Genomic DNA, 17,490 nt, shown 5'->3' on the forward strand with positions numbered 1-17,490 from the left:
CAAGAAAGTGAGGTGGTAGGCTATTGCTACCAAAAAGAAAGAGTCTACTACCGATAGACTGACCAAACAACAAGAGAGATACATCAATTACTTAGTTGAAGGAATGACACAACGGCAAGCTTACATTAAGGCTTATCCAAACAGTAAAAAATGGAAGCCAGAAAGTGTAGATGCAGAAGCTTCTAAACTACTAAAAGTTCCTAAGGTATCCACAAGGTACAATGAACTATCAAAAGAAGTTAATGAAGCTATTAAAGCAGACACCATTGCTAGCAAGCAAGAAGTGTTAGAATTCATGACGAGGTTAATGCGTAGAGAAGAAAAAGAAATGGTTGTAACAAGCCGTTCTGACAAGCGGGTATGGGTTGACGAAAAAGGCGATAGACAGGAAGTATCAACTAAAGAACCTGTAATCGTTGAGATAAACACACGCAATACAGATGCATTCAAAGGTGCAGAGGCGTTAGCTAAACACTATGGAGTATTGGCTTCTAAAGATGTTCAAGATGATGAATTAAGCGCAGTTGATAAATTGTTAAACGAAATCATGCAAGGTGCAGCTGATGATCCTAACAGCTAAGCAAAAAGAGTTTATTAACAACGCTCATCTGACATGGAACTTCAAGATAGGTGCTACACGTTCAGGAAAGACACACCTAGATTTTCTATTTAGAATACCTTTCAAAACTCGTGAACTTAAAGATGAAGATGGGATCTTCGTTATCATGGGTGTTAGTCAATCAACGATAGAGCGTAACATACTCGAACCTATGCGTAGGTTGTTTGGTGATTCTCTTGTTGGGTTCATTCAAACAGGACGTTCAATCGTTAAACTGTTTGGAGAAACTTACCACGTAGTAGGCCATGAGAAAGCAAATGCAATTAATCGAATACAAGGTTCATCTATCAAGTATTGTTATATTGATGAAATCGTAAGAATGAGTGAACCGACATTTGAAATGTTGAAGTCTCGTCTTGATAAACCTTATTCATGTTGTGATGCCACAGGTAACCCTGAACAACCAACACACTTCATTAAGAAATTCATTGATGAACAACTACCATTAGGCAACTTGTATTACCAACACTATACGATCGATGATAACACAATGCTAGACAAGTCGTTTGTAGAAAGACTTAAGCAAGAGTATCACGGAACAGTCTACTACAAGCGTTACATACTTGGCATGTGGGCTTTAGCGGAAGGTGCTATATACTCAATGTTCGCTAAAAGGCATATCATTTCAATAGAGGAATGGAATAACAAAGACGAAAAAGAGCGATATACACACCCAATAAGAGCAAAGGGTGGTTATGTCAATGTCGGTGTTGACTTTGGTGGTAATCAATCGGCACATGCCTTTAATGCAACGTTTATCACTTATGATTATTCGCATATAGTAACAATCAAAGATCAAAAGATTAAAAAAGAATTAACGCCAAAACAATTAGACGACGCATTCGTCTTTTTTATTACCCAATTATTAGATGCGGGTTATGAACTCAACGCAATAAGAGCTGATAATGCAGAGCCTGTCTTAATAAGAGGGTTACAGCAAGCGTTAGACAAAGCCGAAATTTATTGGAGTGTTAAAGGGGCATTAAAAACAGAAGTTAATAAGCGTATAAGGACTTATCAACGGTTGATAAACATAGACAGATACTTAATACTTGATGACTGCAAAGACACCATAGAAGCGCTAGAAAACGCTGTATGGAGTGATAAAACAGATAAAGAAAACAAAGATGTCCGACTAGATGACGGAACAACTAACATTGATAACCTAGATGCCCAAGAATATTCAACCGAAGAAATACATCACAAACTGATAAAGGAGTAGATTATGGAAATTAAAGACATATTAAATAAAATCGGATTTACTCCGATAGACAGACAAGAAAATGATTTAAGTGTATGGGAACAGTTTTTCAAAGGACATGTTGATAACTTTCACGAGTATACCGAATATCAAGGTATAGTATTAGGTCATGTTACAAGAAAGCGCAAATCACTCAAAATGGCGAAGTCAATCAGCGAGTTATGGGCCGACAACCTTATCAATCCCGAAACTGAATTCGTAGCAGATGATAAGTCAATTCAAACGTGGATTGATAATTACGTCGATAACAACGGAGTAAAGTTTAAACTTAACGACTTAATGGAATTATCGTTCGCATTAGGTACAGGGGCAACAATTCAATCGAAAGACAAAAAAGGCAACGTGTTCAACCAATATATTCCGATGTACGCTATATGGCCTTTAAAATCAGTATTGGGAGAGATTGTAGATTGCGCATTTATAAATCAAGAAGTAGACGAATCTTGCTACGCTCAAATACATGAACAGCAAGAAGATGGAACATATATCATTTACAATAAATTCTTCGATAAAGATGGCACCGAGTATATCAACGAAGATATAGAATCGGAATTCCGAAGTGATGTTAAATTATTTCAGCTATATTCACCAGCTATTGTCAATAACATTAATATAGGCAATCCATTAGGAATAAGCATATACGCAAACGCTGTTGATGAATTAAAGTCGGTTGATATTGCATACGATGCGCTTGATAAAGAGGCACGTAACGGTCGAATGAGGGTATATGTGCAAGGGGAAGCGCTTCAAGTTCATAAAGGGTCTAAAATGCCGATATTCAACAAGGATCAAGACGAATTCTACTTACTGCCAGAAGATGCAAAGAATCCAGACGGAACTTTAATCAACGTTCAAGCACCTACATTAAGAGTTGACCAATATATCAACAACTTAGAAAAACAGTTGAATATGTTGGGCTCAAAATGTGGTCTAGGCGACAGCGCATTCTATTCGAAAGACGGAACGATTTACACTAACACTACGCAAGTTGTGTCAACTAATAGTAAATTCTATAAAACACGCAAAAAGCATGCAACAAGGATTGAGAAACCTCTAGTTGATATGCTTAAAGCTCTTTACTACTTAGATACTGGAAATCTATTAGAAAGCGGAATACATGTAGAGTTTGACGATTCAATTATCCATGATAAAGATGCGGAGTATGCAAGGTTAATTCAACAATTCAACTTAGGTTTAATTAGTCGTATAGAATTCTACGAACAAGCCTACGGAATGACACATAAAGAAGCTGTTAAATTCAACGATAAACAGATTAAAGAATCAACGTTAGGCGAAGATGCAGAGGAAGAAGGAATGGAAGAATGAAAATAACAAACAAAGACAAATTTTCCTTTGTTCCTAAACGTTGCCATAAATGTAATACTTTGTTCTGGTTAGAATTTTATGATAACTATTACACGGGAGTAGGAATTGAAAGATATAGTTTAAAGCACAATAAATGCAAAAGGTGCTTAAATGCTAACCGATAAGCAAATATCCTTGCTTGCTCAACCCTTAATTGATACCTATTCAAAAGTTGAACTGGAGTTGTTGTTATGGATCGCTGAGCGATTTAGTGCCTATTCCTATGTTGGCGGCGATTTAGAGTGGAAACTTAGTCAATTAGCTAAAATTGGCGGACTTGATGAAAAAGCAATTAAAATCATTGCACAACTCAATGAATTACCCTTTGAGCAAGTTAAAAAGGCGATAACAGATGCAGGTATTCAATCAATAGACTTCAAAACATATCGAAAGGCTTATGAATTAGGCGCAACTCCTGTAAGCGTAGACAATATAGCATTTAATGACGTCATTCAAAGCGTTTATGGCGAAGTTGCGGGCGAGTTAAGGTTAATACATCAAGAGATATCAAATGCCGTCCCTAGGATTTATATGCAAGTCTTAGACCAAATCAATTTAGAAACAACAACAGGTATATACGATTACAACACTTCGTTAAGTCGAGCATTGACTAAACTAGCAGATAAAGGCATAACCGCACAGACTTATTACCGAACAAATAAAGAAGGTATAAAAATACCGGTTGAGTACTCAATTGAAGCGGTAGCAAGAAGAACGATTGTAAGCGCGATCTCAAGAAGTAGCAATACTCATAACGCTAAAGTTGCTGATGATTTAGAAGCGGAATACTTTGCGACATCTCAACATTTAGGCGCAAGAGATAAAGGAGAAGGTCATAAGAATCACGAATCGTGGCAAGGGGAATACTTTCATAAAGATATATTTAACGACGTTACAGGTTATGGCTTAGTTGATGGATTGGGTGGTGTGAATTGTAGGCACACACATTTCGCTTACTTTCCTGGAATATCGTTGCCAATCGAAAAGTTAGATAGCGAAGAAAACAATCGAATTTATGAACTCGAACAGAAACAACGGATCATGGAACGTAATGTTAGAAACGCTAAAAAAGAGCTGGAAATGGCAAAAGTAACCGAAAATGAAGATTACATAAAGGCGGTGAGAAAGAAACTAAGAAACAGGCAATCGAAACTCAAGAAATATGTTGATAGTCATGAAGAACTAAGGCGTGACTACAGCAGAGAGAAAATACAGACCGATTAAATGCGGTCTTTTATTATGCCTTTTCTCGATGTAGGCGTTTAAAGATAATCGAACGGTCGTAGCTTGCGACGTTTAAATAAGAAGCCCTAGTGGAGTGAACCACACTTAAAAAACACAGGAGATAAACATGGATTTTCTAAAAGAATTATTAAGTGAAGAAACATACAACAAATTAACGGAAGAACTCAAGGACAAAGAAGTTAAATTAGCTGATTTATCTAAAGGAGAATATGTAGCAAAAGCTAAATATGATACTGCACTGAAAGATGTTGATTCATTTAAGGAACAGTTAGCGCAACGCGATTCAGATTTAGAAAATTTGAAGAAAACCGCAACACTAAGCGATGAACAGAAGAAAGAATTAGAAACTCTTCAAAGCAAGTATGAATCTGAAAAGCAAGAATGGGAAACAAAGTTAGCAGAAAACGCTCGTAATGCAGCACTTGAAATATCGGTTGCTAAATCGGGAGTAATTGATCCGGTGGCATTAAAAGCACATATTGCAGAAAAAGCCAAAGAACTAGAGTTCAAAGATGGTTCAATCATTGGTTTAGATGAATATATCAAAGACCGCATTACAAATGATTTAAGCTACTTAGTTCCTAAAGAACAAAAGGCGCTAGGTCAAGAAATCAATAAAGGCGCACAAACAACCAAAACTGAAAAAGAACAAGTGTATGAATCACTTGGAATCAAAAAAGGAGACGAATAAAATATGGCAAATAGCATCGCATATGCATCACTATTTCAAGATGCATTAGACAAAGTAATTGAACAACAAGCAAAAACAAATTGGATGGTGCCAAACGCATCAAGAGTTAAATATAACGGTGGTAATGAAATCAAAATCGGAAAATTAGCATTAGATGGCTTAGCTGATTATTCTCGTGCGAACGGATTTGAAGAAGGTGACGTTAATTTAACATGGCAAACACACCAATTCGACTATGATCGTGGTCGTAAATTTACCATTGACCCTATGGACGTAGATGAAGCAAACTTCTTACCTACTGCAACAAATATCATGGGCGAATTCGTTCGTACTAAAGTTATCCCAGAAGTTGACTTAGTTCGTATCGCTAAAGTAGCTTCTAAGGCTTCTGTCGCAAACACAAAAGAAATCGTCGCAACTAAAGACAACGCATTGGAAGAGTTTAAGGCGGGTATCGTTGCAGTTCGTGACGCAGGATATGAAGGTCAATTAGTCGCTCACATTCGTTATGACTTCTTGAACTTACTTGAACTACGTTTTGCAAGTCAATTATCAAGCGTAACATTCAAGGTAGGTGTAATTGATACTACATTCCCATCTATTGATGGAGTTGCCCTGATTCCTACTGTATCAAGTCGTATGTATAACAAGGTTGCAAAAAATGAAACAACTGGCGCAATCGCACCAGCTGCCGATGCCGAAGCGGTCGAATTCTTAATTGCCGGAGTGGATGTTCCTATTGGTATCGCTAAACACGAATCAATTCGTACATTTACACCAGAACAATATCAAGACAAAAACGCATGGGCTATGGACTATCGTTTATACCACACTGCATTAGTGGAAGATAACAAAGTTCCTGCGATTTATGTGGCTTTAAAAGGTGATGCCTCGGGGGAATAACAGCCTTACAGGGTAGCAGAACACTTTTACCAAACATGGATATGACAAAGGCGGAGCTACTCGAAATGGCTTCGTCTTTGGGTATTCAAGTGCCAAGTAAGGCAACCAAACAAGAAATCATTGACATGATAAAGGGGGTTTAAAATGCTTACATATCAAGAATATACGGACTTAGGTTTTAATTCTGTAAGCGAAGCGGAATTCCCTAAATATAAAACACAAGCAAGTTATTATCTTGAATACATTACATTCAATAAAGATCTTAACCATGCGGAAGATTGGGTAGAGAAAAAAGTTAAATATGCAATGTGTACAGTAATTGATTTGCTATTTAATTACGACACTGAATTAAAACTATTGAAAGAAAGCGATAAAAAGATATTAGAAAGCGGATTGAAGTCTGAAACAATCAAATCTCATTCAGTGAGTTTTAGAGATGTTAAAGGCGACAGCCAAGGCGAACTGTTAAAAGGAACGGAAGATATTATCTATTCAACCCTGAGAACGATTTTAATGCCTACTGGACTGCTTTACAGGGGGTTATGATGCTCAATACCACCATAACCATTTACAACCTTGTAAAGGCTCGTACAGGCGACACATATCAACATACGATTATTGAAGGTGTTCATTGGGAAGATGAAAAAGGTATTCGATTAGGCGATACAGTTGTAAAAAGTGAAAACTCAATATCTGTTGTGATTCCTATGTCAATTGAAGGGTTTGAACTACCTAGCAATTTTCAAAGGTTGAGTGATAAAACCGGTAAATGGACATTAAGACCCGGAGATGTAATTGTCAAAGGAGAACACCAAGAGATTACTGATTTAAGTGATTTGAATGATGTAGACCAAAAAATGACGATTGCAAGCTATGAAGTCAATGATCAAGCGTTAATGAGTTATCTCAACAACTACACTGCAAACGGTAAATAGTATGAGAAAACACAATATAACCATTGATTTACCAGGAACATATGAAATCGTAGACAGATTCGGATTAGGCCCTAACGGAATGACTCAAAAATTCTTTTCAAATGAATTAATGCGAATAGCAGATGGTTATGTGCCATTTAGGCAAGGTGCATTGAAAAATAGTGCAACCATTGAAACTGATGGAACAGCGATTAATTACAATGTTCCCTATGCACGAGTTCATTGGTACGGAAAAATTATGGCTGGGTCGTTACCTAAACAACCGACCGAGAAGGATATGAATTATCAAGGGGCGCCTATTCGTGGCCATAGATGGGTTGAGAGAGCGTATGCCGACAATAAAGATGCAATTATCAAAGCAGTAGAAAGTTACATGAGGAACAAATAATGGATATTCTAACTAAAATCAAAGAGTACTTTTACGAGTACGAAAAACTAGACCAAAACGGAATTATCTATTCAGATTATCTACCTAACGAGTCAGTGAATTATGCCATCCATAAGTTGCCTATGCAAGAAGGCGATATTTTACGCTCATACACGGGCGGAGATAAACTAAAACAATTCGCTTTCGCTTTCGATATTATCACACCTTATTCAACAGCAAACACAGTAAGAAATGATAAAAACATTCAATTCTTGATTGAACTTCAAGATTGGATTGAAAACAATAACAGAATTAATGTTCTACCAGAGATAGAGAACCCACAACGCATAGAAATATTACAAAGTGGGTTTTTATTCAATGTAGACACAGACTCAATGAATGCAGTCTATCGAATGACTGCAAGATTGGTATATTACCAAGAAAGGAAGTTTTAAAATGAGTATTAAAGCAATTATGCGTGAGCAGTCGACAAACTTTTTGAACACAAAGCCCACAGGGACAACTCCTACATATGCGTTGATGAATAAGGGTATTGAAAGTTCAGCTGTTGCTTATAATGCAACAGTTAACACAAGACACTATGTCGCAGATAAAAACGCTACACAGGGAGTCACAGGCTTCGCCAAGCAATTAGACGTAACTCAATTCGCTTACAAAGGCGATGCATGTTTCGAATATATTGACGATTTAATTTACAACGATGCAAAAGGATCTGATGCGGAAACCGAAATGCTACGAGTATTTAATTACCGAGCAACAACAGAAGGTGCAACCACAGGTATTCCTGCACATTTACAACCAGTTATTATTCAAATTGATTCACATGGCGGAGATGGAGGCGACCAATTACAAATTGGTTACAACGTATTATTTAACGGAGATCCTGTAAAGGGTACTGTAAGTCTAGTTGATGGTGTACCAACGTTCACACCAGAAGGACAAGAGGGATAGTCTCCCTCTTTTATTTTTAAAAAAGGAGACCATATGAAATTAACAAACGATGTAAAGCATTCAGTAACAGTAGAAAATGAGCATGGCGATAAAGTGACGTTTGATATTGATATTTCAGACATGATTCAAGTCGGAACAATTACCGAGATTTTTGGCGTTTACAACGAAATGATGGCGATTGACATTCCAGAAGATGGACTAAAAGAAACGCTATCGGCAATTAAAGCGATCAAAGCAAAAATGAATGAAGTCAACGAACTTTTAGATGAAGCGTTTGGTGCAGAATTAAGAGAAAAAGCGTTCTTAAACTCTAATTCAATGTTTCTATACAATGATTTCTTCGAAAAACTAGAAAAAGAGTTCGAAAAAGCCGGAATCAAAGTTGAGTCAAAAATTAAAGAAATCAAAAAGAAGTATCTAGTGAAAGACCACAAATCGAAGGACACTATCTAATGAATCTAATTCGATATGCAACAATCCAAGGGGAAAAGTATCCCATAAACACAGATTTTAAAGTTGCTATCGAGTGCGACAGGGTCATCAACGATCCGGATGTTGATGACTTTGAGCGTGGTATAGCGGTGGTCACTTTACTATTCGGTGATGCCCCTTATTGTGAAGAAGCATTAAAAAAATCAAGTATATTCCTAAGTGGTGGCGAACAAGAAGAAAATAACCAAAAAAGATTGATTGACTTCAATCAACATTGGGATTTGATATACAGCACTTTTAAGGGTCAATACGGCATAGATTTACATAAAGAAGATATGCATTACCAAGAGTTCATAATGCTTCTCAAAGGCGTTAAAAACACTGCTTTAAGTGATGTTATTGATATTTTATCAAGAAACCCAGCAGAAGAAAAAGACTACAAGTCTAGGAAAGCGCTTATCGAAGCACAAAACAAGTTAAAAATAAAAGAAAAGAAACAAGCACCTAAAAACAGTGCTTTTTTAAACGCATTGGCACCGGAAGTGAAGGGAGGTGTAATCGATGGCTGATGGACATATTAAGATTGATACCAGACTTGATAATTCTAAAATCAAAAATGATTTGAACGAACTTAAAAACATGGTTGAAAACGGAGCGGAAGAGGCTACCGAAGAATTCGCTCAAAAGGTAGAAAAGTTAAATGCTGCTTGGGCGAAGTTGGAAGCTCAACAATCACGTAATAACTCAAAAATTAGCGAATATAAAGCTGAAATGGCCGATTTACAACGATATATGAATTTAGATACTAGTGCCGGAAAACCTGTGGAAATCGGACAACTGAAAGCGTATGAAGAGCTAGCTCAGAAATTAAAAGAAGCAGAAGCAAATGCACAAGGTTTGGAAGCGTCAATGTCTAAGGTCGGTTTAGATGCTCAAAAACTATCACAATCAACTAAACAAGTAGAAGTAAATACAAAAACCGCAAAAACCAACACCGAAGGAATGTCTGACGGCGTTAAAAGAGGCACAAGAACATTGGCTCGGTACGCAGGAATGTTACTTGGCGTTAGAGCGATTTATGGTGGTATTCAAAAAGCGGTGAGCGCTTGGATGTCATCAACGCAAGAAGGCGCACAAGCTCAAGCTGACTTAGCTGGTATATGGGCTTCTTTAGGAAACACTTTGGCACCAGTTATTCAATGGCTTATTAATGGATTAAAAACAATTCTTGGGTACGTAAACGCCATCACAAAAGGCTTATTCGGTTTTGAATTATTTTCGAGAGGAACAGCCAAAAATCTAAGTGGCGCAGTTAAGCAAGCTAAAGAGCTACGAAAGCAACTCGCAGGATTCGACGAAGCGAATGTATTAGGTGATAACGGTCAACAAAATTTATCGGGAGGTTCTGGCGCTTCCGTTTCTGGTTTAGACATTGAAGCACCTGATTTAGAATGGCTACAAAAATATAAACCGTTGGTAGATGCCCTAATAGACGCTTTTAAGATTTTATTTGATTCCGTTGTCAGCGTTACCTTATGGATTGGAGAACATTTTGTAAAAGGTTTGATGGTGGTTGCGGAATGGCTTGGAAAAAGCGATATATCAGTAAAGGACTTAGTTATAACGTTAGGTGGATTGTTGATCGCCTTCCAATTGTTCAAAGTTCTTTCTGCCGCTTCTCCATTTGCTTGGGTTGTTATTGCAATCGTTGCAATTATCACGGCTATCGGATGGCTATCCGAAAATTGGGAAAGTGTTGTTGATGTATTTAATAACACAATCGGAAAAGTGATAGATTGGTTCCAAAACCTAGGAAGCACAGTTTCTTCGTTTTTCGACAACCTTATTAAAAAATTGCTTGAGTCCGATTTTTGGTTTGACAGGGTCGTTGGAAATATAATTTCTTTTTTCAGAACGGCTATAAATTTAATCGCTAGTTATTGGAAAGGATTCTTTTCAGGAATTTTTGAAGAAGCATCTAATGTCATAAAAAATATAAAAGGCATATTCTCTGGATTAATCACTTTTCTTAGTGGTGTTTTTTCTGGAGATTGGAAAAAAGCGTGGCAAGGAATTGTTAAAGTGTTCGAAAACGTCATAGGCGGTATAGCGAACGTGTTTAAAGCGCCGTTCAATATAATCATCAGTGGTATTAACGGATTTATTAGAGCAGTCAATAAAATAAAGGTTCCTGATTGGGTTCCGAGTTGGCTTGGTGGTGGTCGTGGTTTCAATATCCCACAAATCCCAAGACTAGCTAAAGGTGGTATAACAACAGGTGCCACAACAGCGATCATTGGTGAAGCAGGACGTGAAGCAGTAGTTCCGCTACAGAACAATACCGGATGGGCTAAAGATTTCTTAGATGTTTTGAGTCAATATGGCGGTTTTGGCGGAAACTCAAATCAACCGCAAGTGATTCAATTAGTAGTTGATAGAAAAGTCTTGGCGCAGGTTGTCAACGATTCAAACAAAAACGATAATTTCGCAACGAACGGAGGGTTAAGTTATGGCTATTGATGTACTGCTACAATTAAATGGTAAAAACTTTACAGCTTCAACCCTGAGTGGTGTAGACATAGAACGCAATAAGCTATGGGATTCAAATTCCGGTCGTTTAATCAACGGTAAATGGGTAGGCACTTTAATCGGTATCTTCCCTAAAATCGTCGCTAGTTTTTACCCAAAAGATGAAATCGAATTGTCGAGTTTAATGGTTGAACTAGATAAGCCAAGTTTAACCGTTCGATACTACAACCCAAAAACACGCTCTATGGTCAATTTGGGAACCTACACGAGCGATTACAAAGTAACATTGTTAACTACATTGGGTTACGAAATTGAGCCTGTAAAGGTCTCGTTTATATCCACAGAAAGGGAGCGATAACATGTATGATGTAAGTCAAACATTCATAGACAATTCAAGAAAACAAGGACGTCAAATTGATGTCCTTTTATCTTGGAATGGCAACGTCCCTAGTGGTGATGATGTATTAAAAATTGATAAAACATTCGACGGTGATTTCTATCGAACAATCATGCAACAAATCGAAGGCGAAATTGTCGGAAGGTACGACTTAACAGGACAAATAATTAATATTCAGGTCGGTATCTCTTATGATGGTTCGCCTTTTGAATATGTTGATTGGGGCGAATTTCTTGTTAAAGAACATGAGCGTGTCGTTGGTTCAAGTCCAGAGTTTGACAGGACGACGTTTAAAGCCTATGACAAACTACTTCTTTCTCATACCTTATATGACGTCAATGAACTTGGAATCACGTTTCCTATAAGCGTATTTAACCTATACGAAGCAATCGCAAACTACTTAGGATTAGAAATTAGCGAAACATCAATTGTCAATGGCGAAAAGATGATAACCGAAGATAAATGGACAAACATCGAAGATGTAACTTATCGTAATATTCTTGATGAAATTAGTGCGGTAAGTGGCAGTTCGATTATGATTCATGGTGGCAAGTTGTTATGTAAATATGTTGATTTAGAAGCGCCACTAGATACAATCGACGAGAATAACGTAAAAACAATTAGTATAGGCGATGTATTAAAACAAATAAACATGCTTAATCTCACAAGAGAACAAGCGCATGACAACTATGTATTGCCTGTTGAATGGGAAGATATACCAGTAAACGATAGAAGTGAAATCGTTATCGCAGACAACCAAATTATGGACAAGGATAGAGAATTGTATGCACCTGATTTACTTGGTTCAATTCAAGGATTGTCATACTATCCATTTGAAACAAGTGGGTATGGATTGTTTCATTTAGAACCATTAGATGTTGTTACTGTGATTGATATGAATGGCGCAGAACACACAAGCGTTATTACGTCAGGGAGAATGGTTCCAACCGTCGGAAATATCGAAGAATTAAAATCGGCTATCCCGGGTAAAACCAAAGAACAATATGCGTTGGTTACAGACAACAAAAGACAGTTCATGCGTGTGTATTTTTTAGTTGATCAGCAAAACGGAATTATTAAAGGCTTGGTTGAAAAACAAACAGAGGCATCGGAGAAAATTTCAGAACTTGAACTTACAGCAGAAGAGATACAAGCACAAGTAAGTAATATAGCAGTAGGTTCAAATATTATTTATAACTTGAACTTTGAAGATGATATGAGTGGTTGGCGATTTTTGAATGACGGTTACTTAACATTTGGCGAAAAGGCAAGATTTTATTCAGGAGCATTATTTAACTCTAATGCTATTCCAATTACAACTCATTCGTTATCTAAATCTTCAATTAGATTTCTTAGAACAGGTACTGCAATAAGTCCTAAAGGTTATGTTGTACCTAATTCAGTTTATTCATACAAAGCACGAAGAATGGACAACTTACAACGCTATACAGTTACTGTAATTGAATACAATTCAAGCAACACAGAAATTAAAAGAACACCATTCAACTTAGTGTCAAAACAGTATGAAGAATTTACGATACAACCTGCACAAAATACGATGTATATTGCGTTACAGTTTGATGTTTATGATTCAACAGTATTAACACTAAGCGAGCAAATGTTCGTTCGTGGTAAGCCTGCAAATTTCCAAGAAAGTGCAGAATCAGTAAAGATATGGGCACAATCACAATTTGTTATTACAGACAATCAAATTAAGTCTATGGTATCAGATATTCAAATAGTAAACGGTAAGGTAGCAAATAACACTTCAAGCATTACTCAACAAGCGAGCCAAATTCAATCGTTAGTTACAGATGTAGGAAATGCACAATCTGCAATTACACAGAATGCAGATAATATCAATCTTAAAGTAGAAAAGGACGGAGTGAAAAGTGCCATCAATTTAAGTCCAGAAACAGTAAAAATAGACAGTAAGAATTTAGACTTTAACAATGCTACTGGAAACAACGTTAATCTAACAGGGAAAATAACTGCTACGAGTGGAAAAATTGCTGGGTTTGATATTAATGGAAACGACTTAATCGGAGAAGAAGTTTCCCTTAAGCCTAAAGAACTAAAAATAGGGAGCGCAGCACTAAAGGGTGGGTACATTGAATCAACACCATCTCTTTTAATGGAAATTTCTAGATTTAAAATTTCAAATCCAACAACAGGTGGTTCAATGTGGCTTTACTTAAATGATGATAGGGTAGTCACTCACTCCGGAAGCACTATAATCGGTTTATTTGATAGAATTTCACCAAAAACTTCCGGTTATAATATTGGAGATTTAACACAAAGATACGGAACTATTTACCTTCAAAATCAACCTAACGTATCATCAGATGAACGTTACAAATCTAACATTCAAGATATAGATAACGATTTACTAGACACATTTGAAGAAGTAATGCCTAAATTATTCAATACTGAATTTGATAACAATATACACTTTGGTTACATTGCACAAGATGTCGAACGTGCATTGTATAAATACTGCTTAAAGAAATACGGTTATGAATTTGCAAATGAAAAAGTTAAACAATTTGCGGTTTTATCTAAAAGTGAATCGTATCTATCGTTATTGTATGGCGAATTAACAGTAATTAAAGATGCTTACTATCATAGAGAAGTTGAAAGATTAAAATTACAAAATTTAGCATTACAAAGTGAATTACAAGCAATTAAACAATTTATAGGAATGGGGGAAAATAATGCCTAAATTTATTAAAAAAACACATACTAAAGATTCACCAGCCGACCACAATTATGCAAATGATTTAGAAAGAAGAATTGCAGATGCTATTGATCCAATCGCAGTTGAATCTTCACTTCTAAATTTCCGAACTTCGGACATCTTAGGAGGAGGGGGAACAACAACATATTACACACGTTCAGTTGTGGCTTTAGGAAGATTGAGGGTTGTTTCAATATTTGGTGTATCATCTACTGGAGCTGGGACAAAAAACATAGGATATATACCAGAAGGATATAGACCTAATACATCATTGGTAGTGCAAGTCTACACAACTGATGGAAGTTCGTTTATTTCAAGGTCTGCAACTATTGGAGCAGATGGAACGATTGCTGTCTATTTTTCAGCAACAGAAGCAGGAAAAGTCTATCATTTGAATTTTACATATACAGTATAAAGGAGAGAAAAACATGGAAATTTTAGAATTATTACAAAGCAATACATTGCCTATTATCGTATTAGGTTGTGGAGTAGTAGGTTATATCTTAAAGGAGTATATTCCTTTAGATAGTAAACACATTCCACTTATTATGGCAGTATTAGGTATTGTATTTAATATCGCAATAAATGGTTATATTGGTGTAGCAGAAACAATTATTGCAGGTGCAGTAAGTGGACTTGCAAGTACTGGATTACATCAAGTATTCAAACAATATTTTAACGATAAGAAAGAAGTTGAGTAGATGACATTAAGAAGTGAAGTAGCAAAACATTTATTCAAAGAAGATATTGCAGATAATTTCAAAAGACGTATTACAGGTGGCTTTTGGAATACAGATGCAAGCTATCCATATAAACCACATATTGGTGTAGATTATGGTGCAAACATTGGAGAAGAATTGATCGCTTATGATGACTACGAAGTTATTGGTATAAATACAGGAAATTCAGATTATGGACAACACGTATATTTATACTTTCCTAAGATTGATAAAACTGGACATTATGCACACATGGACACTATTTCAGTATCTAAAGGTCAAAAAGGCAATGCTAGAGATGTTATTGGTACATCAGGAAATACAGGTAAGTCTAGTGGTCCTCACTTACACTTTGGCTTTGCTAATGGTAAAGTAACAAACACAAATAAAGGTTCAGAAGGGAATCCTTGGATAAACTTTGAAACTTATGTGTATGCACCTATCGGACAAGAAAGTCTTGTAAGACAAGATGGCAAGTTTACAGTTACTGTAGAAGAAGGTTTAAACGTTCGTAAAGAACCTAGTATCAATTCAGAGCGTGTTTCAGGCTTGTCTAATGGTCAATCTGTTATCTATGATAATTATATCGATTCAGAAGGTTATCGTTGGGTATCGTGGCTACATAACGGTTCTCGAGTATATGGCGCAAGACGTACATTAGATAATAAAGAAATCTATGGTATTGCAGAGTTTCTTAATCAAGAACAAGAAAAGCCTGTAAGTGATATTGGTAAATCATGGACACCTAAGAATGTACCGTTAAAGTTATATCCACAATCAACTGGTGGTACTAACTATGGACCAAGTAAGACTGAACGTACATACAAGATTTTAGACGAAGCAAATGGACGAGTTCAAATTCAACACAAATTATTTAATGCACCACAGAATAAAGTGTGGGTAAACAAGTCTGATGGTAGAGTGGGGTAGTATATGACAGAATGGAGTGTATTTCTTGTGGTTACCGCAATGTTAGGTTTTGTGGGAACAATGTACACAATGTTTTATAAACCCACTAACGAGCTTAAAATTGAAATAGTGAAGTTGAATGGAAATCTTGAACACCTTAATAGAAGTGATATCAATCAAAATAAAAGATTGGATAAGCACTCAGATGCTTTAGATGATCATGAGAAACGATTGACCGTAATTGAAAGTACAAACTATATTAAAGATAGATATTAAAGAATTGCCACTCTCTTGATTGAGGGTGGCTTTTTTCTTGTTGTTTTTGTCCAACAAAAGGGGCGCACATCATAATTGATAGTGGCAATTTTAATGTTAGTAGTATAGAATTAGACTTATATAGTAGAGATAAAGGAGGAAATGATTTGGATAAGTATCTTGTTGGTTATGACGATAAACAACCAAAATTAAGGAGATTTGCGAATCTCGGAAATAGCTTCAATGCGAAGTTACGCGATTTAATAGCATTAGCAGAACCGGAGAAATGGTCTATACTAAAGACGAATGATTTAATTTATAATTACATTTTTTCTGTGTTTGACCTAGCAATGAGTCAAAATCTGGTTTTTGAGAATGAAAAAAAAGATGCGGCGGTATTTAATACAGGTCTGATGACCTTGAATGGCCAAGATATATACGGAATGTTTTTAGTTAACGGCGATAGAAGTACAGAACAACACTGGTATTTTAATGGTTTCTACAAAGATTCAGATAGATTCTTAATGAACTATTTTTCTAAGCTTCCGATGTTTATCACAATGTTTGCTGAGCCTTCAGATGCGTATTATGATTGCGACTTGGAACTGAGAAAAGAGCTGGATCATATTATTGATGATAACTATGAACGATTACCGGACAAATTAAAATCCTTGGATGAAAACACATTAAGGCTAATTGTAAATGGAGCAATTGATGTGTCGCTAAAGAAAATAAAGCGCAATAATCGAATGGTAGTTCCGCAACTATACTATGGAAACATCACTTACTTATTGCCCATTGATTTATTTGGTGAAAAATTTGCATTAGCAGTTGAAAAAATCAATAATCAGTATCGTGCGAATACAATTCTTACTCTTGAGATGGCTTATATGCAAGCGAGATTAGTTATGAAACCAGAAAGTGACTGGTTGACTCCTCAATCGCTATAGTACGTAAAAAGATTGCCTCTGTGTGGCAATCTTTTTATTTAAATATTGTGTTTGAAGAGAATTATCTAAATGTGTTAGATTTCTCTTACAATGCAATTATAACATTTGAGTATAGAAAATCAACTTTTTTTGTTTATTTTTTAAAAAACGTAGTTAATTTTAAAATAAGATACTAATTTTGTTAACTCTCCTTGCCAAGCATGC

At 36.2% G+C, this 17,490-nt stretch carries 22 protein-coding genes; all 22 read left to right on the forward strand.

All coding sequences use genetic code 11. The features are described from left to right. Positions 1-58 precede the first annotated feature (58 nt). The 22 genes from G7059_RS01760 to G7059_RS01865 all read left to right on the forward strand — a co-directional run bounded on the left by G7059_RS01760 (position 59) and on the right by G7059_RS01865 (position 17,286). A complete protein-coding gene (locus G7059_RS01760) occupies positions 59-580 on the forward strand; it encodes a terminase small subunit (RefSeq protein ID WP_255489646.1) in 522 nt (173 codons plus the stop codon). Further along, on the forward strand, positions 564-1,841 hold the full coding sequence (locus G7059_RS01765) for a PBSX family phage terminase large subunit (RefSeq protein WP_166080376.1): 1,278 nt from the start codon (positions 564-566) through the stop codon (positions 1,839-1,841). The genes G7059_RS01760 and G7059_RS01765 overlap by 17 nt, the downstream gene beginning before the upstream one ends. 3 nt (positions 1,842-1,844) lie before the next feature. Continuing rightward, entirely contained in the window at positions 1,845-3,206 is a 1,362-nt protein-coding gene (locus tag G7059_RS01770) for a hypothetical protein (RefSeq protein WP_166080378.1), read from the forward strand. A 150-nt stretch (positions 3,207-3,356) separates the two neighbouring features. Then, positions 3,357-4,469, forward strand: a complete 1,113-nt coding sequence (locus G7059_RS01775) for a phage minor capsid protein (RefSeq protein WP_166080379.1) — start codon at positions 3,357-3,359, stop codon at positions 4,467-4,469. A gap of 127 nt (positions 4,470-4,596) precedes the next feature. Next, positions 4,597-5,181 (forward strand): phage scaffolding protein, encoded by a 585-nt coding sequence (locus G7059_RS01780; protein WP_166080380.1) that lies wholly within the window; start codon positions 4,597-4,599, stop codon positions 5,179-5,181. A gap of 3 nt (positions 5,182-5,184) precedes the next feature. Further along, positions 5,185-6,084 (forward strand): hypothetical protein, encoded by a 900-nt coding sequence (locus tag G7059_RS01785; protein WP_166080381.1) that lies wholly within the window; start codon positions 5,185-5,187, stop codon positions 6,082-6,084. Positions 6,085-6,125: 41 nt separating this feature from the next. Then, complete coding sequence (locus G7059_RS10625; RefSeq protein ID WP_166080382.1) at positions 6,126-6,227, forward strand: Rho termination factor N-terminal domain-containing protein; 102 nt, start codon at positions 6,126-6,128, stop codon at positions 6,225-6,227. A 1-nt stretch (position 6,228) separates the two neighbouring features. Continuing rightward, positions 6,229-6,630, forward strand: coding sequence for a hypothetical protein (locus G7059_RS01795; protein ID WP_166080383.1), 402 nt, complete (start codon positions 6,229-6,231; stop codon positions 6,628-6,630). Beyond that, the gene (locus G7059_RS01800) at positions 6,627-7,019 is read left to right on the forward strand and encodes a DUF6751 family protein (protein WP_166080384.1); all 393 of its coding nucleotides are present in this window, start codon (positions 6,627-6,629) and stop codon (positions 7,017-7,019) included. Before G7059_RS01795 ends, G7059_RS01800 begins: the two co-directional genes overlap by 4 nt. A 79-nt stretch (positions 7,020-7,098) precedes the next feature. After that, on the forward strand, positions 7,099-7,407 hold the full coding sequence (locus G7059_RS01805) for a minor capsid protein (RefSeq protein ID WP_205700222.1): 309 nt from the start codon (positions 7,099-7,101) through the stop codon (positions 7,405-7,407). Beyond that, the gene (locus G7059_RS01810) at positions 7,407-7,841 is read left to right on the forward strand and encodes a hypothetical protein (protein ID WP_166080386.1); all 435 of its coding nucleotides are present in this window, start codon (positions 7,407-7,409) and stop codon (positions 7,839-7,841) included. Before G7059_RS01805 ends, G7059_RS01810 begins: the two co-directional genes overlap by 1 nt. A gap of 1 nt (position 7,842) precedes the next feature. Beyond that, positions 7,843-8,358 (forward strand): phage tail tube protein, encoded by a 516-nt coding sequence (locus G7059_RS01815; RefSeq protein WP_166080387.1) that lies wholly within the window; start codon positions 7,843-7,845, stop codon positions 8,356-8,358. 33 nt (positions 8,359-8,391) lie between these two features. After that, entirely contained in the window at positions 8,392-8,811 is a 420-nt protein-coding gene (locus G7059_RS01820) for a hypothetical protein (RefSeq protein ID WP_166080388.1), read from the forward strand. Next, positions 8,811-9,359: a Gp15 family bacteriophage protein gene (locus G7059_RS01825; RefSeq protein ID WP_166080389.1), complete on the forward strand. Its 549-nt coding sequence runs from the start codon at positions 8,811-8,813 to the stop codon at positions 9,357-9,359. Before G7059_RS01820 ends, G7059_RS01825 begins: the two co-directional genes overlap by 1 nt. Further along, positions 9,352-11,310, forward strand: coding sequence for a hypothetical protein (locus tag G7059_RS01830; protein WP_166080390.1), 1,959 nt, complete (start codon positions 9,352-9,354; stop codon positions 11,308-11,310). Before G7059_RS01825 ends, G7059_RS01830 begins: the two co-directional genes overlap by 8 nt. Further along, on the forward strand, positions 11,300-11,677 hold the full coding sequence (locus G7059_RS01835) for a hypothetical protein (protein ID WP_166080391.1): 378 nt from the start codon (positions 11,300-11,302) through the stop codon (positions 11,675-11,677). The genes G7059_RS01830 and G7059_RS01835 overlap by 11 nt, the downstream gene beginning before the upstream one ends. A gap of 1 nt (position 11,678) precedes the next feature. Beyond that, entirely contained in the window at positions 11,679-14,438 is a 2,760-nt protein-coding gene (locus G7059_RS01840) for a tail fiber domain-containing protein (RefSeq protein WP_166080392.1), read from the forward strand. Then, a complete protein-coding gene (locus tag G7059_RS01845) occupies positions 14,431-14,868 on the forward strand; it encodes a hypothetical protein (protein ID WP_166080393.1) in 438 nt (145 codons plus the stop codon). The genes G7059_RS01840 and G7059_RS01845 overlap by 8 nt, the downstream gene beginning before the upstream one ends. Positions 14,869-14,881: 13 nt before the next feature. Next, complete coding sequence (locus tag G7059_RS01850; protein WP_166080394.1) at positions 14,882-15,154, forward strand: phage holin family protein; 273 nt, start codon at positions 14,882-14,884, stop codon at positions 15,152-15,154. After that, positions 15,155-16,102 (forward strand): peptidoglycan DD-metalloendopeptidase family protein, encoded by a 948-nt coding sequence (locus G7059_RS01855; protein WP_166080395.1) that lies wholly within the window; start codon positions 15,155-15,157, stop codon positions 16,100-16,102. It begins immediately after the preceding gene. Between the two features lie 3 nt (positions 16,103-16,105). After that, positions 16,106-16,357 carry a hypothetical protein gene (locus G7059_RS01860; protein WP_166080396.1) on the forward strand — a complete coding sequence of 84 codons (252 nt, stop codon included), beginning with the start codon at positions 16,106-16,108 and terminating at the stop codon, positions 16,355-16,357. 146 nt (positions 16,358-16,503) lie between these two features. After that, positions 16,504-17,286 carry a DUF3825 domain-containing protein gene (locus G7059_RS01865; RefSeq protein WP_166080397.1) on the forward strand — a complete coding sequence of 261 codons (783 nt, stop codon included), beginning with the start codon at positions 16,504-16,506 and terminating at the stop codon, positions 17,284-17,286. Positions 17,287-17,490 lie beyond the last annotated feature (204 nt).

Source organism: Erysipelothrix sp. HDW6A (assembly GCF_011400295.1).
Taxonomy (GTDB): domain Bacteria; phylum Bacillota_I; class Bacilli_A; order Erysipelotrichales; family Erysipelotrichaceae; genus Erysipelothrix.

Coding starts and splice junctions, on each gene's coding strand:
- G7059_RS01765 (WP_166080376.1), top strand. CDS start 564: ATGATCCTAACAGCTAAGCAAAAAGAGTTTATTAACAACGCTCATCTG.
- G7059_RS01770 (WP_166080378.1), top strand. CDS start 1,845: ATGGAAATTAAAGACATATTAAATAAAATCGGATTTACTCCGATAGAC.
- G7059_RS01775 (WP_166080379.1), top strand. CDS start 3,357: ATGCTAACCGATAAGCAAATATCCTTGCTTGCTCAACCCTTAATTGAT.
- G7059_RS01780 (WP_166080380.1), top strand. CDS start 4,597: ATGGATTTTCTAAAAGAATTATTAAGTGAAGAAACATACAACAAATTA.
- G7059_RS01785 (WP_166080381.1), top strand. CDS start 5,185: ATGGCAAATAGCATCGCATATGCATCACTATTTCAAGATGCATTAGAC.
- G7059_RS10625 (WP_166080382.1), top strand. CDS start 6,126: ATGACAAAGGCGGAGCTACTCGAAATGGCTTCGTCTTTGGGTATTCAA.
- G7059_RS01795 (WP_166080383.1), top strand. CDS start 6,229: ATGCTTACATATCAAGAATATACGGACTTAGGTTTTAATTCTGTAAGC.
- G7059_RS01800 (WP_166080384.1), top strand. CDS start 6,627: ATGATGCTCAATACCACCATAACCATTTACAACCTTGTAAAGGCTCGT.
- G7059_RS01805 (WP_205700222.1), top strand. CDS start 7,099: ATGACTCAAAAATTCTTTTCAAATGAATTAATGCGAATAGCAGATGGT.
- G7059_RS01810 (WP_166080386.1), top strand. CDS start 7,407: ATGGATATTCTAACTAAAATCAAAGAGTACTTTTACGAGTACGAAAAA.
- G7059_RS01815 (WP_166080387.1), top strand. CDS start 7,843: ATGAGTATTAAAGCAATTATGCGTGAGCAGTCGACAAACTTTTTGAAC.
- G7059_RS01820 (WP_166080388.1), top strand. CDS start 8,392: ATGAAATTAACAAACGATGTAAAGCATTCAGTAACAGTAGAAAATGAG.
- G7059_RS01825 (WP_166080389.1), top strand. CDS start 8,811: ATGAATCTAATTCGATATGCAACAATCCAAGGGGAAAAGTATCCCATA.
- G7059_RS01830 (WP_166080390.1), top strand. CDS start 9,352: ATGGCTGATGGACATATTAAGATTGATACCAGACTTGATAATTCTAAA.
- G7059_RS01835 (WP_166080391.1), top strand. CDS start 11,300: ATGGCTATTGATGTACTGCTACAATTAAATGGTAAAAACTTTACAGCT.
- G7059_RS01840 (WP_166080392.1), top strand. CDS start 11,679: ATGTATGATGTAAGTCAAACATTCATAGACAATTCAAGAAAACAAGGA.
- G7059_RS01845 (WP_166080393.1), top strand. CDS start 14,431: ATGCCTAAATTTATTAAAAAAACACATACTAAAGATTCACCAGCCGAC.
- G7059_RS01850 (WP_166080394.1), top strand. CDS start 14,882: ATGGAAATTTTAGAATTATTACAAAGCAATACATTGCCTATTATCGTA.
- G7059_RS01855 (WP_166080395.1), top strand. CDS start 15,155: ATGACATTAAGAAGTGAAGTAGCAAAACATTTATTCAAAGAAGATATT.
- G7059_RS01860 (WP_166080396.1), top strand. CDS start 16,106: ATGACAGAATGGAGTGTATTTCTTGTGGTTACCGCAATGTTAGGTTTT.